Origin of the sequence: Bacillus methanolicus (genome assembly GCF_028888695.1) — a bacterium.
GTDB lineage: Bacteria > Bacillota > Bacilli > Bacillales > Cytobacillaceae > Bacillus_Z > Bacillus_Z methanolicus_B.
Window position 1 is genome coordinate 730,020 of sequence record NZ_PNFF01000002.1, and the last position, 14,608, is coordinate 744,627.

Genomic DNA, 14,608 nt, shown 5'->3' on the forward strand with positions numbered 1-14,608 from the left:
ATTATAGAAATGGCAGGTATAATATTTAAGTTTTGTCACCATTATAATAAGCGAATTGGATGATTCAAAGATCCTTAGTGGAGTGAATGCTATGTATATTTCTGCAAGAGAAAGACTGATACTTGAAATCCTGCTGGCAAAAAATGAAGAAATGACTGTCAGGGATCTTGCGGATGAAATTGATGTAAGCGTCCGTACGATTCATAGAGACTTAAAAGGAATTGAAAACATTTTAAAGGAATACGGTCTGAGTTTAGTCAAAAAATCAGGAGTCGGCATTCAAATTATTGGTGACAAGGAAAAGGTCGAAGAGTTAAAACTTACTCTTTTTAATCTATCATACAATGAATATACGCCTGATGAACGTCAGACGATTCTTTTATGTACTTTATTGGAATCAACTGAACCTGTTAAGCTCATTTCCTTGGCTAATGATTTAAACGTGACAATTGCAACAATTAGCAACGATTTAACGAAATTAGAGGAACGATTAAGGAATTTCAATTTGTCGCTAATGAGAAAAAGAGGCTACGGTGTTGAAATTATTGGTACTGAAACAGCGAAAAGAAGAGCGATGAGCAGCATCATCGCTGAGAATCTCAATGAAGTAGAATTTTTGTCCTTGGTGAGAGAGAACATTCAAAAAAAATCAACTCACCAAACAGATTCCATTTCTGAAAGACTATTAGGTCTTGTTGAGAAGAAAAAACTTCTCATTGTTGAGAAAACAATTGAAGAAATCAACGAAGAGTTGCCATATTCAATAGCGGACAGTGCCTATATCGGTTTAGTCGTCCATTTAGCATTGGCCATTGAACGCATTTTACAAGGAGAAAACATCAATATAGATCAAGTATATTTAGAAAGCTTGCAAGCTGCTCCGGAATACAAAATAGCTGAAAAAATTGTTCATAAATTATCAAAAGTTTTCAAAGTACCAATTCCGGTTGCTGAAGTTGGCTATATCACTATGCATTTGCAAGGAGCAAAATTGAGGCATGATAAAGAGTACCTCATTGAAGAGTCCGGTCTAAAAGTGGCAATGAACGCGAAAAACCTTATACGGTTTGTAGAGGATCAAGTAAATGTCGAATTAACTAGCAACGTTGATCTTTTTCAAGGGCTGGTCGCTCACTTAAAACCGGCACTTTATCGAATAAAACAGAATATGGGAATTACGAATCCATTACTGCAAAAAATTCAGGAAGACTACGAAGATCTGTTCGTTATCGTGAAAGAAGGAGCAGAGGAAGTCTTTCCGGATTTGTCTATACCGGATGAAGAGATCGGTTATTTGGTCATGCATTTTGGTTCCGCTTTATTGGGGAACAAGAAAGCTGAAGATTTAAGTGCTTTAATTATTTGCTCAAGCGGCATTGGCACATCGAAAATGCTGGCGACAAGACTTAAACAGGAATTACCCGAAATAAAGACACTTAAAAATGTTTCTTTATTTGAATTAAATCAAGTTAATATAGATGATTTTCATTTGGTCATTTCTACGATAAACCTGCCTAATTTTCAAAGAGAGTATATCGTAGTCAGTCCAATTTTGACAAAAGAGGAAATAAAAAAGCTTAGAAATTATATCCATAATCGCATTTACAATGAGGATATAAATAGGAAAGCTTCACTAATGGATCGCAAGCTCCCTAATTCGATACATGCAGAAAGAACGATCGAAAGAATGGAAAGCATTCATCAATACACAGCAACAATCTCCACTGTTTTAAAAGGATTTCAAGTGCTGGCTGCAACTGCTTCTCAGACGGCTGATCAAGTGTTAAAAGAAGCTTGTAAGTTTTTATATAAACAAGGTGTCATAAGGGATGTTGAGTTATTAATAAAAGCTTTATTGGAACGTGAAAAACTGGGCGGATTAGGGATACCTGATACTAAATTGGTTTTGTATCATTCCCGAAGTGAATATGTAGCACGTCCTTCCTTTACAATCTTAAGGTTAACGAAACCATTGCAAGTAAAAGCGATGGACCAATCCGAAATGGAAGCAGAAACCATCCTTTTATTATTATCACCTCAGCATTTATCAAGTCAGGGATTAGAAGTCTTAAGTTTTATTAGCACATTAATTATTGAAAATGAACAGAGTATAAAATTATTTGAATCGAAAAATGCTCATGACATTTCTTCTTATTTGGCTGCCAAATTTGTACAATTTTTTGATGAAAAATTAAATGAACTAAGGAGTGTATAACATGGCATTACCAATCTTATCACCAGAAAATATCTTATTAAATGCTGAAATTGAAAATAAAGAAAGTGCCATTCGATTAACTGGAAATGTATTAGTGGAAAATGGGTATGTAGATTCAGCATACATTGAAAAAATGCTGGAAAGAGAGGAGTTAAGCTCTACTTATATGGGGAACTTTGTTGCCATTCCACATGGTACGGAGGACGCTAAACAGTCTGTAAACGAATCTGGAATTGCGATTATCCAAGTTCCTGGCGGTGTAGATTTTGGCAACGGCAACATTGTTAAATTATTAATCGGGATTGCCGGCAAAGGAGATGAACATTTAGAGATACTATCAAAAATTGCGATTGTTCTATCAGAAGAAGAGAATGTGATGAAGATCGTAAACGCGTCTTCAAAAGAAGAGATTCTAGCAATCTTTGAAGGAGTGAACTAACATGCTGGCTGTCCATTTCGGAGCAGGAAATATCGGCAGAGGTTTTATCGGCAGTCTCTTATACCAATCAGGTTATCAAACATGCTTTGTTGATGTAAACAGTGAAATCGTTGATTTAATAAATCAAAAGCAGGAATATCGGGTGGTTCTTGCTGATCATTCCAAAGATGAGCTAATCATCAAAAATGTACGTGCGATTAATAGCCGGAAGAATCCTGATAAAGTGATTGACGCGATTGCCAAGGCTGAATTGGTTACAACTGCAGTAGGCCCGAATATTTTGCCGCATATCGCCGGTGTTATTGCGGAAGGATTGCGAAAAAGAATTCAAACAACGGATCAGCCATTAAATATCATTGCCTGCGAAAATATGATTGGGGGCAGCACTTTACTTAAAGAAAAAGTCTATGAAAAAATGAATAAAGAAGAAAAAGAAATTTTTGATCAACGCTTTGGCTTCCCGGATGCGGCCGTTGACCGAATTGTGCCAAATCAATCGAATGAAGACAAATTAATGGTGATGGTTGAACCGTTTTATGAATGGGCGGTAGATCAAACAAAAATTGTTGGAGAAAAGCCGCCTGTCGAGGGAATTACGTTTGTAAACGATTTAAAGCCTTACATTGAAAGAAAATTGTTTACTGTTAACACAGGACATGCTGTAGCAGCGTATTTTGGCTATTATGCCGGCATCCAAACAATCAATGAAGCAATGGAAAAAGAAGAAATCAAGACTCTTGTAGAGAAAACTCTTCAAGAAACAGGATTATTGCTGGTGAAAAAATACAACTTCGAGATGGAAAATCATCAACAATATATTTCTAAAATTATCAATAGATTTTCCAATCCGTATATTTCAGATGAAGTAACAAGGGTGGGTCGTTCTCCAATCCGCAAGCTTGGTCCGAATGATCGGTTAGTAAGCCCGGCTAAACAATTTGCAGAAATCGTTGGCGATCAGCCTGTTTACTTAGCAAAAAGCATTGCAGCTGCTTTGTTATATGACTTTCCACAAGATGCGGAAGCGGTTGAAATCCAAGAAAGCATCAATAATAACGGATTAGAGTACACGATTGAAAAATATACTCAGCTGGACAAAGACTCAAATTTAGCAAAATTAATCATAGAGCAATACAATTTATTAAAGGGCGAGAACTAAAATAAAGGTTATTCCGCTACAAGATTTAATGTTAAATAAATATAATTTACAATTCCTCTTTTGCTGTAATGCAAGAGAGGTTATTTTATTTAAAATAATGCAGATAAGTTTTAGATAAAGAAATTATTATACAGGAATTTACCAACAATGTATGGAAATAGGTTAGTGCTTAGTAAAGTTTGAAAGTGGAAGGGGAGTTCTACCGTGGAAATTATTATACCTTTATTATCTTTTGCATTGCTGGTGTTTATATTTTATTGGGTACATATTATTAAAGTCAATTCTGATGAGCAAGTTAAACAAAATAAAGAGATCATTTCCTTGTTAAAAAAAATTTATGATAACACAACAAATAGTGGCTTCCATTAAATAGTGCGACACTGCAAGATCAGTATCGTCTTTTTTGTTGAATCATTCGGTGTGACCGTCAAGTGAAATATTACAATTTCCGATAATTAATTTTTTACACTTTTAATTAAATATAGAGGATCTATGTTTCATTCTATAACTATCTTCATTTAGGTGAATAATTTCAGCTTTATGAAGAATTCTATCTAAGATGGCAGTGGTAATCGCTGGATCACCTAATAATTCCCCCCATTCCTTTGGCGCTTTATTAGATGTTAGTATAATAGACGACTTATTATATAAATCGTTAATTAGGTGGAAGAATAAGTTAGCTTCATGTTGGTCCATGGCCATAAACATAAGATCATCTATAATAATCAAATCTGCACTTCGGATTCTTTTTATTTTTGTTTGAGATTTACGTGAAATTTCTTCTGTTTTCAATGTATGTATCAGCTCTCCCATTGTAATAAACATCACTTTATAGCCTTGATTTATAGCTACAAATCCTAAACCCACCGCCAAGTGGGTCTTTCCGACACCTGGCGGTCCAAGGAAAATGATGTTATACAATTGTTCAATCCATGTTAATTCCTTAAGTTGATTCAATTGCTTCCTGCTTAATGATTGTTGCTCCTCTAAATTAAATTCATCTATTGTTCTTTGAAACGGAAAATTTGCCCACTTTAGTCGCTTTTCTAACTGCTTTTCTTCCCTTCTTTTTTGCTCGTATTCTAAAATGCAATTAAGAAAAGTGAGATATGAGGAATCGTTCGTTTCGGCTTCTTTAACTAAAGTTGGCAAATAATGAGCCGTTTCCTTCAAACGAAGAGCTTTTAAAAGCTCTTGTGATTTTGATAATGAGTTCATTTTTGCCCCTCCAATACAGATATGTATTTATTCACATCACGTTTTTGCGTATTGATTTGGTTGATTTGATTTTTACGTTCCACAACTGGTATTACCACTTGTTCCTTATCCTTACTGCTGCTGTTTATTTGTTTTTGTTGTTGAAGGTACTGAGCCATATCGGTAAAGTCGGTTGCTGTATAAAGCTTTTTATTCATGCATTCCTCCAAAGCTTTATCCACTACGGACTGCTTTATTAATCGGATTTGCTTCAAAATAATTTGTAATTGGTCCCGTATATAACGAGGTTTCTTTTTTCGAATTTCTTGTAAATAGGATTTGGCAAGTTCAGAATTTGTGAAATAACGTGAGACCGTTTCAATATAAGCATCAATACCTTTTGTTCGGTCTCGTGTATGCTGACGATCTTGGATTAATTGTCCTTTGCCAGGGAATATTTTATGTTTAGCTATCAAAGGACCGTCTGCTTTTTCATAAATAAACAAGTATCCATCAGATTCAGTTATATAAACTTCTTTTTGTTTGTTATATGTCCCAAGAGGGACTGAATAACGATTTGATTGATATCGTATAGTGTTGTCTTTACGAACAGCCCTTGTTATACTGGAGTAAGGATTTAAGTTAGATAATTTGTTGAGGACTGGTCTTAAGTATTGCTTTTCTTTCTGAAATACTTCGACTGGTCTTTTTTTCGTTGTATTGTGTATTTTATAATTACCAGTGCGGTTCAGCCATTCCCAGCCCGCCTCATTCCATTCATCAATATTTGTGAATTCCCGATGTTTAGCAAAGTTATGTTTGATATATCCTACAACATTTTCAATTTTCCCTTTGCTTTCCGGATCAGCTTTACGGCAAACTCTCAATTTTAATTTTCTTTCTTGTCGATAGGATTCAAACTCCTTTGTTAATATGAGATCTCCACCATTTTCACTAACAAGTATTAATGAATCCTGGTCATAAACAATTTCACGAGGGATGCCCCCAAACCATTGAAATGCATTTTCGTGACAACGTATGACATCACGAGTAGTAAAAGGTCGATCTAACCATTCCATATATTTATATCGTGAATGGGAAAGTACAAACGCTATAAAATATAGTTTTACTTTTTTCTTCCCTCGCGTATATTGATGAGTCTCCCCAAAATCAACTTGGACTTGTTCTCCCATTTCTACTTCTGGAACAGCTTCATAAGATCTGGGGAGTGTTTCCTTTGTAATTCCGTAATGAATCCTCAGTTCACGAACATAGGACCTAACGGTACCTTCGGAAACTTCCAAACTTGAATATCTTTCCTTTAACCAATCTTCCACTTGGGCAGCTGACATGTCAGGATGCTCATTAAGCCAAGTTAATATTTGGCTTTTATAAGGATCTAACTTTTTAGATCTTGTATTAGTAGAGTCAATCCATTCAACCATCTCCTTAGGGTTTTGATTAAGATACCGGTACAGTGTGGGCCTGGAGATTCCTAACTTCTTAGCCACTTTAGCCTTACTGAACCCCAATTCCAATAATTGTCGTATCTCTACATACACTTCAAACTTGTCCACCTTTCAAATCCTCCATCACCGTTAATATCTCGACAATAAAAATACTAACAGCGATAGAAAACTATTTTAATAGTTTGAACATGAAATGTGTAAAATTTTATTTATCGGAAACTGTCAATTATATTTTATCGGTTACATTCGGGCAGCATTATGCTAAATATTGTTGCAGAAGTTGCTCGAAAATATCCTACAACGGGTAGGATTACATTTGATAGATTGGAGTTGTGTAAAATTGATAAAACATAACGTTGATTTTTAGGTAATTTAAAACGCCTTTAGTAAGGCGTTTTAGTTAGTCTCCGCCGCCTCCACCATCTCCTCCGTCACTAGAATCACTTACGGAAGCATCTCCTCCACCCATACCATCAAAAAAGAAACTCCAAAAGCTAGATAAAGGGAGTGGATCAGTGATGTCTCCAAAGATAAAACTTAGGAAATAAAGAGAGCTCAATACGAGGTAAGCACCGATCTCCATAATCAGCCAATGGTTTAAATGACCAAATGGCATTCCAAAGAGCAGGTTATCAATGAAGGTTAGCAGTAAAAACGAGATAAAAACAATAGAGATAAAGTAAAAATGTTTAAGAGAATACTTTACTCTTTTTCCAGGTAACATACGTTTTCTTTTTTGTAAACCATTAATTGGTAACTTACGTTTCTTTTTTCGTAAACCATTAATGAATAATGGACAGTAAAAGCACATAAGAGAAAATGTCAATACGGCTGCTCCGACAATTACTACATCCATAATATATTTGATTGCTATCCCCCCCCTTAGTTTCTTTCTATGCTTTTAAGGTTCATAAAAAGTTTCTTCCCTAAAATAGCCTTTTTTTTATTATACTACTCCATTAACTTCGTTTTATCTTAAATTTTAATAGAGATTTTATCGAATTTTTAGCTGGAAGATAAGGGGTATTCGCTCTGAACCATGATCAAGGCAAGGTTATGAGCCTTCATTTGGATTTATGAGTTATCATGAACGAAACTAGCCCCATACTCGTAACAGCGTAGATTAATTTGGTACACTAATTGAAAGAAAAAACAAACCAAATCAGAGCTACATTACGGAAGGAGCTAGTTATTATGAAGGATACCATAAAATATGTTGGTTTAGACGTCTCAAAAGAAAAAATTGCTGTGGCAATTGCTGAAGAAGGAAGAAAGGATCCTGTTTACTGGGGCACCATCCCTCATACTCCAGAAGCGGTTAGGAAACTGGTCAGAAAACTTGGAGAACCTGCAAACCTTCGATTTTGTTATGAAGCAGGGCCTACTGGTTATCCACTTCACCGATTTTTACTTAGTTTAGGAGTGGAATGTGAAGTGATTGCACCTACCTTGATTCCAAAAAAACCTGGCGAGCGCGTGAAAACAGATCGGAGGGATGCTATACGGCTCGCACAGCTTTTCCGTGCGGGAGAGCTAACATCCGTGTATGTACCAACCCAAGAAGATGAAGCGCTTCGAGATTTAGTCCGAGCCCGTGAAGATACGAAAGAGGATGAGTTAAGGGCAAAGCATCGATTGACAAAATTTCTTTTGCGCCACGATATTAGACCTCCTAAAGGGGTTAAAAAGTGGACAGTACCGTATAGAAATTGGTTGAATACCCTAAAGTTTGATCATACTCCATCCAGAATTGTCTACCAAGAATATATGTATCAACTCCATGAGATTGAGCAGCGATTGAAACGGCTTGAAGAGGAAATTGAACGGCAGGCTACTGAAGGTTTCCATGCACCGATGATTCAGGCCCTTCAAACGTTAAGAGGGGTAGCCGTGATTACAGCTACGAGTCTAGTCGCAGAAATTGGATCATTTGAAAGGTTTGCGTCACCCAAGCAGTTAATGGCATATGCGGGACTGGTTCCAAGTGAAAGTTCTAGTGGTGAAGTTAGAAAACAAGGGAAGATCACCAAGACAGGGAATCGTCATGTGCGTCGCCTATTAGTGGAAGCTGCATGGAGTTATCGATATCAACCAGCTGTAAAGGGAAAATTAAAGAAAAGACAAATGGGACAACCACCCGGTGTTTTAGACATGCCATGGAAGGCACAAAATCGGCTTCACAAAAAGTATTTTCGTCTACTAGCACGAGGAAAATCAAGTGGAAAAGCGATGACAGCCATTGCACGAGAATTAGCAGGATTTATTTGGGCGATCACTCAAGAAATCGATCGATTGCAAGCCAAATTAACGAGTTAATCGAAGGGTTATTGAAAACTGGTCTACATTTAGCTTTATGAATCAAGGATAAAAGAAAAACTGAGAATAGGGCTCGGAGGCAAAGGAAACATCCGGTAAGGAGAACCCACGATAAAGGCTTGTGCCATGTCTCTATTAGACTAACGCACGATATGAGTTAGTGGAAGCTCCTTAGTACGGAAAGATAAAATGTGAGAACCCACGGATATCAGAATGCTTACCGTTGTAGAGAGATTTTTGCCTTCGTGCCGTGCGCTTAGCCCAATCTGAATGAAAAAGAAAGGAGGAAATTCATCCCTTTTCAGCTTTTGATATCGTCTCAATTCAAAGATCGACCGTCAAGGAAAGCACTTGACAGTCAATCTTTGAATTGAGGTAGGGTAGTCAAGCTGAAAAAGGAACATCTCTAGCTTATCCAAGCTAACTCCCTAAAAGAAGCCAAAAAAGCGCTTCTTTACTTAAAGTCGGCCAAAAACATAAAGATTAAAGAAATTTTGTGGGGGACTTGAAAGTTTCGTTCATATCAGCCTTTAATTTGATAAATGAGCTTTTATTTAGATAAATGAGTCTTTATTTTGAAATATGAGCCTTCATTCGAATATATGAGCTTTTATTCCAAAAAATGAGCCTTCATTTTCGTTTATGAGCCGTCGATCACATTTATGAGCTTTCCATCACCATCATTCCGCTAAAAAATATCCGAGACTTGTCCCGGTTTCTATATAACGAATCCCCCGGCAGAAACAAGATGTGTTCTTTGTGAATTCGATAAAAGGTTTATATTATTCTCACAATATAATGTACAATATAAATAGGATCAGCCAAGAGGGGGAACAGATGTGGGAAATTTCATAGGACAAGATCGTTACAAAGGTATTTTAATGGTAACTTTTGGAGCTACATTATGGGGATTATCAGGTACCGCGGCCCAGCAGCTTTTTCAAAATTATGGTGTTCCGATTGGGTGGCTAGTGACAATACGGCTGTTATTCTCGGGTGTAGCATTAATTGCAATAGGTCTGTTAAGTAAAGATAAAGAAAAGGTATGGGCGATTTGGAAAGATCGAAAGACACGACTCCAGTTATTACTATTTGGAATTCTTGGATTGTTAGGAGTCCAGTATACATATTTCGCTTCGATCGAAACAGGAAACTCTGCGGTTGCTACATTACTTCAATACTTAGCTCCGATATTTATAACTGTCTATTTTATTTTGAGACATCGTGTATTTCCTGGTCGTATTGACCTAACAGCAATTCTATTAGCACTTTTAGGAACTTTCCTTTTGTTAACGAACGGTTCAATTAAGAATTTCGCCGTTTCCAATATCTCTGTCGCATGGGGAATATTGTCCGGTATAGCCCTTGCTTTTTATACAATATATCCCGTTCGATTACTAAAAAAATGGGGTTCAATAGTCGTTGTTGGATGGGGAATGATTATAGGAGGAATTGGATTGAGTTTTATTCATCCCCCTTGGAAAATAGAAATTCAAGATTGGTCTATACATACACTTTCACTCATTAGCTTTGTCATTATTTTTGGAACGTTGATTGCATTTTTTCTTTATTTGGAAAGCCTTCGTTTTATTACCCCGAAAGAAACAAGTCTACTAAGCTGCACAGAACCGCTCGTCGCTGTTATTTCAGCAATTATATGGCTTCATGTTTCTTTTGGAGTGTTTCAAGCATTTGGCGCCCTGTGCGTGATGGCAATGGTAATTATCTTATCCTTTAAATCAAATGAACCTCAAAAAAAATTAACCGTCATTGAAGATGGAAGGCAATTCCAACGCAAACAAGCCTAAAAAAATGTTTCCACTTTTTCGGATTCGTGTTAAAATTTTAATAAATTAAATAATTCGCAACACTAGGGGAGCCTTTTAAAGGCTGAGATTGAACTTCGGTTCTAAACCCTTTGAACCTGATCTGGATTATACCAGCGTAGGGAAGTGGAGACTATTTTTTAGACTAGGGTATTTTTATGTACTTTAACCACTCTTTATGCTGGAGAGTGGTTTTTGTTTTGCCAAGTTTACGTCCAAGGGCAGGTGTGGACGATGGAAAAAGAAATTCATGTCATTTCGAACGGTATACAGAAAACCGATCAGTTTGTGAAGATAGCTTCTGAGATTCATCCGTATGTTACCGCCATTCACATTCGCGAAAAAACTGCAACAGCCAAAGAGGTCTATACCATCATTAAGGCAATGATCGATCAAGGAATCCCGTCCGGAAAAGTAGTTGTAAATGACCGTGCAGACGTTGCAAGAGCAGTTCATGCACAGGGTGTTCAACTAACATACCAAAGCCTTGATGTACAACTTGTTAAAACGAGTTTTCCGGAATTGCGCATCGGGAAATCGGTTCACTCGATACAAGAAGCTGTTGAAGCTGAAGAGCAGGGAGCAGATTACCTTTTGTACGGACATATTTTCTCCACTTCTTCAAAGCCTGGATTGGCCCCAAGAGGTCTAGGTTCATTGCGGCAAATAGTAAAGGAGGTGGCAATTCCGGTAATCGCGATAGGAGGTATAGTACCTAATAATGCGAAAGAAGTTTTGTCGACAGGTGCGGCCGGCATTGCCGTCATGTCATTAATATGGGAAGCTCATTCACCGTTAGAAGCAATAAAAGAATTATATACGTTTGTAAATGGAAAGAGGGTTTCAAATGACAACCAGTTATGACGTTATTATTGTCGGAGGCGGAGTGATTGGCAGTTCAATAGCCTTTCATTTGGCAAAAAAGAAACGAAAGGTCCTGTTAGTCGAAAAAGACCGGATTGGATGCGAGGCATCAAGCGCGGCAGCGGGAATGCTTGGTGCACAGGCGGAAATAACAGAAGCCGGTCCTTTTTATGACATGGCGCAAAAGAGCAGAAGTCTGTTTCCTGCCATAGCAGAGGAATTAAAAGAATGTTCCGGTATTGATGTTCATCTAGTAAATAAAGGGTTATTAAAGGTAGCTAGATCAGAAGACGAAGGAAACGAGTTAAAGAGACTCAAATCATTCTACCAGAAGCAAGGACAAAGAGCCGAATGGTTGTCTGATGCAGAGCTGCTTGAAAGAGAACCGAACCTTTCCCGTGATCTTATAGGCGCTATGTATCTGCCGGATGATGGACATGTGCTTGCTCCGGAATTAACTTCTGCTTTTGCGAGGGCAGCCTCCATTTTAGGTGTGAGTTTACGAGAGTACACAACAACAACAGGAATCATTATTCAAAAAGACCGGATTATTGGCGTTGAAACGAATGGCGGTAATTTTTACAGTGATACGGTAGTAGTGGCATCAGGTGTCTGGTCAGGAACCTTGCTGCAGCAAACCGGTCTTCATCTTCCGTTATATCCTGTGAAAGGGGAATGTTTTTCTTTACTGTATCCGGCAGCACCGATTACTGCTACCGTTATTTCGGAAGGATGCTACATTGTGCCAAAACAACGGGGCCGTCTTATCGTTGGCGCTACTATGGCAGAAGGACAATACGATAAAAAGGTGACTCTAAAAGGAATTCGAGACCTTTTAACAAAGGCAGAAACGATATTACCGAACATTGTAGAGGGCGAATGGGAAAAAGCTTGGACAGGCCTTCGTCCCCAAACTCCTGATGGATTGCCTTATATGGGCAAGCATCCTGAAATTGAAGGGCTATTTATTGCTGCGGGCCATTTTCGCAACGGAATATTGCTTAGCCCGATCACAGGACAGTGGATGACAGAGCTGATCGAAGGCGATCGGCAGGAAGAGACGTTGCAGCCGTTTCGGGTAGACCGGTTTTCAAAAACGCTGATAGCGAGGTGACAAAATGAAGCTCATTATAAACGGAGATGTAGTCGAACTGTCTAATGAAGTACGTACGATTCAGGATTTGTTGGCTCACTTCAACTTGCAAGACAAAGGAGCCATTGTTGAACTGAATCGGGAAATTCTTGAGAAAAGTGCACATGCAGAAGCATATTTGTCAGATGGCGATAAAATAGAAATTGTTCATTTTGTGGGAGGCGGTTAACATGTTAAAAATTGGTCCTTATCAGTTTGAATCGAGGTTGCTGCTTGGAACAGGGAAGTTTCCTGATTTTGATGTACAGAAAGAGGCGGTAAAAGTATCAGGTGCTGAAATTCTAACATTTGCGGTTCGCCGTATGAATATTTATGAGCCGAACCAGCCGAACTTTTTGGAAAAGCTGGAAGTTGCAAATTTTACTTTGCTGCCGAATACGGCAGGAGCAAAAACGGCGGAAGAAGCGGTAAGAATTGCAAAACTGGCAAAGGCGTCCGGTTTGTGTGATATGATAAAAGTAGAAGTTATTGGTGATGATAAAACACTTCTTCCGGATCCGATTGAAACGTTAAAGGCATCTGAAATGCTTCTGGAGGAAGGATTTATCGTTCTCCCTTACACTTCTGATGATGTAATATTAGCAAGAAAATTGCAGGAGCTTGGCGTGCATGCCATTATGCCCGGAGCTTCACCGATTGGTTCCGGTCAAGGAATTGTGAATCCGTTAAATTTAAGCCTGATTATCGAGCAAGCAGCTGTACCTGTCATTGTTGATGCAGGAATCGGTTCGCCGTCAGATGCGGCTCTCGCAATGGAGATGGGTGCAGATGGTGTTCTATTGAATACTGCTGTATCGGGTGCCAAAGATCCGGTGAAAATGGCTCTTGCAATGAAGCTGGCCATTGAAGCAGGACGAATGGGATATGAAGCAGGCAGAATTCCGAAAAAAAGGTATGCAACCGCCTCGAGCCCGCTGGAGGGAATGATCGTTTAATGAGCGAGCGGTATTCCAGGCAAGAATTATTTGCCGGAATTCAAAAAGAAGGACAGAAAAAGCTTTCGTCTAAACATGTATTGATCATCGGCGCCGGCGCTCTCGGTACCGGCAACGCTGAAATACTGGCACGTGCAGGTGTCGGGAGAATAACGATCGTTGACCGCGACTATGTTGAGTGGAGCAATCTTCAACGACAACAGCTTTTCAGCGAAAAAGACGCGGAAAATCGAATGCCGAAAGCAATTGCGGCAAGGGAGCGGCTTCTGCAGATCAACTCGGACGTTCAGATCGAATCGTATATTATGGACGTAGGCATTCAAGAAATAGAAGAATTAACTGAAGATGTTGATCTTATTCTTGATGCTACTGATAACTTTGATATACGCCTGTTAATTAATGACATTTCACAAAAACGAAAGATTCCTTGGATATATGGAGCATGCGTCGGCAGTTATGGTTTAAGCTATACAATCATACCCGGAAAAACGCCATGTTTAGGCTGTCTTCTTGAAAGTGTTCCTATGGGTGGAGCAACTTGCGACACAGCGGGAATTATCGCACCTGCTGTGCAAATGGTTGTAGTCCATCAAACGTCAGAAGCGTTAAAAATTTTAGTAGAGGACATAAAAGCATTACGGAATACGCTCGTTTCGTTTGATCTTTGGAACAATCATTATGTGGCGATGAATGTTGATAAAATGAAAAAAGCAGATTGTCCTTCGTGCGGAGAAGCTCCCATCTATCCGTATTTGCAACCTGAAAACCAAATGAAAACAGCGGTTCTTTGCGGAAGGAATACGGTGCAAATCAGGCCCGCAGAACGAATTGAAAGAGATTTGAATCAGTTGGCAGAAACTCTTTCCCGTTCAGGCGGAAAGGTTGAGAAGAATCCATACCTTGTTTCGTTTATACAAGGCGATCACCGTCTAGTCGTTTTTAAAGACGGGAGAGTGCTTGTCCACGGTACAAAAGATATTGCAGAGGCGAAAAGCTTGTATCATCGCTTTATTGGATAGACAAATTTAAAACAAA

14 protein-coding genes and 1 riboswitch are annotated in these 14,608 nt (G+C 38.4%); of the genes, 11 read left to right on the plus strand and 3 right to left on the minus strand.

The features are described 5' to 3' along the window. Positions 1-91: 91 nt before the first annotated feature. From C0966_RS15310 to C0966_RS15325, 4 genes are all read left to right on the plus strand, one after another. The gene (locus tag C0966_RS15310; protein WP_274856564.1) at positions 92-2,215 is read left to right on the plus strand and encodes a BglG family transcription antiterminator; all 2,124 of its coding nucleotides are present in this window, start codon (positions 92-94) and stop codon (positions 2,213-2,215) included. Between the two features lies 1 nt (position 2,216). Beyond that, positions 2,217-2,654 carry a PTS sugar transporter subunit IIA gene (locus C0966_RS15315; RefSeq protein ID WP_274856565.1) on the plus strand — a complete coding sequence of 146 codons (438 nt, stop codon included), beginning with the start codon at positions 2,217-2,219 and terminating at the stop codon, positions 2,652-2,654. A gap of 1 nt (position 2,655) precedes the next feature. After that, positions 2,656-3,813 (plus strand): mannitol-1-phosphate 5-dehydrogenase, encoded by a 1,158-nt coding sequence (locus tag C0966_RS15320; protein WP_274856566.1) that lies wholly within the window; start codon positions 2,656-2,658, stop codon positions 3,811-3,813. A gap of 204 nt (positions 3,814-4,017) precedes the next feature. Then, positions 4,018-4,182 (plus strand): hypothetical protein, encoded by a 165-nt coding sequence (locus tag C0966_RS15325; protein ID WP_274856567.1) that lies wholly within the window; start codon positions 4,018-4,020, stop codon positions 4,180-4,182. Between the two features lie 102 nt (positions 4,183-4,284). Here the strand turns inward: C0966_RS15325 and istB are convergent, their stop codons facing one another. The 3 genes from istB to C0966_RS15340 all read right to left on the minus strand — a co-directional run bounded on the left by istB (position 4,285) and on the right by C0966_RS15340 (position 7,335). Then, on the minus strand, positions 4,285-5,031 hold the full coding sequence (gene istB, locus C0966_RS15330) for an IS21-like element helper ATPase IstB (protein ID WP_274853113.1): 747 nt from the start codon (positions 5,029-5,031) through the stop codon (positions 4,285-4,287). Continuing rightward, positions 5,028-6,587: an IS21 family transposase gene (istA, locus tag C0966_RS15335; protein WP_274853114.1), complete on the minus strand. Its 1,560-nt coding sequence runs from the start codon at positions 6,585-6,587 to the stop codon at positions 5,028-5,030. The genes istB and istA overlap by 4 nt, the downstream gene beginning before the upstream one ends. 292 nt (positions 6,588-6,879) lie before the next feature. Then, entirely contained in the window at positions 6,880-7,335 is a 456-nt protein-coding gene (locus C0966_RS15340) for a hypothetical protein (RefSeq protein ID WP_274856568.1), read from the minus strand. 338 nt (positions 7,336-7,673) lie between these two features. Between C0966_RS15340 and C0966_RS15345 the strand changes: the two genes are divergently transcribed. The 7 genes from C0966_RS15345 (at position 7,674) to C0966_RS15375 (ending at position 14,592) form a co-directional block, all read left to right on the plus strand. Beyond that, positions 7,674-8,795: an IS110 family transposase gene (locus C0966_RS15345; RefSeq protein ID WP_274856569.1), complete on the plus strand. Its 1,122-nt coding sequence runs from the start codon at positions 7,674-7,676 to the stop codon at positions 8,793-8,795. A gap of 851 nt (positions 8,796-9,646) precedes the next feature. Then, positions 9,647-10,603: a DMT family transporter gene (locus C0966_RS15350; RefSeq protein ID WP_274856850.1), complete on the plus strand. Its 957-nt coding sequence runs from the start codon at positions 9,647-9,649 to the stop codon at positions 10,601-10,603. A 54-nt stretch (positions 10,604-10,657) separates the two neighbouring features. Continuing rightward, a riboswitch (TPP riboswitch) is annotated at positions 10,658-10,763 on the plus strand. A 92-nt stretch (positions 10,764-10,855) separates the two neighbouring features. Continuing rightward, the gene (gene tenI, locus C0966_RS15355; RefSeq protein ID WP_274856570.1) at positions 10,856-11,485 is read left to right on the plus strand and encodes a thiazole tautomerase TenI; all 630 of its coding nucleotides are present in this window, start codon (positions 10,856-10,858) and stop codon (positions 11,483-11,485) included. Further along, the gene (gene thiO / locus C0966_RS15360; protein WP_274856571.1) at positions 11,469-12,599 is read left to right on the plus strand and encodes a glycine oxidase ThiO; all 1,131 of its coding nucleotides are present in this window, start codon (positions 11,469-11,471) and stop codon (positions 12,597-12,599) included. The genes tenI and thiO overlap by 17 nt, the downstream gene beginning before the upstream one ends. 4 nt (positions 12,600-12,603) lie before the next feature. Next, positions 12,604-12,807, plus strand: a complete 204-nt coding sequence (gene thiS, locus C0966_RS15365) for a sulfur carrier protein ThiS (RefSeq protein ID WP_274856572.1) — start codon at positions 12,604-12,606, stop codon at positions 12,805-12,807. 1 nt (position 12,808) lies between these two features. Beyond that, entirely contained in the window at positions 12,809-13,573 is a 765-nt protein-coding gene (locus tag C0966_RS15370) for a thiazole synthase (protein WP_274856573.1), read from the plus strand. Next, positions 13,573-14,592 (plus strand): thiazole biosynthesis adenylyltransferase ThiF, encoded by a 1,020-nt coding sequence (locus C0966_RS15375; RefSeq protein WP_274856574.1) that lies wholly within the window; start codon positions 13,573-13,575, stop codon positions 14,590-14,592. The genes C0966_RS15370 and C0966_RS15375 overlap by 1 nt, the downstream gene beginning before the upstream one ends. Positions 14,593-14,608: the final 16 nt, after the last annotated feature.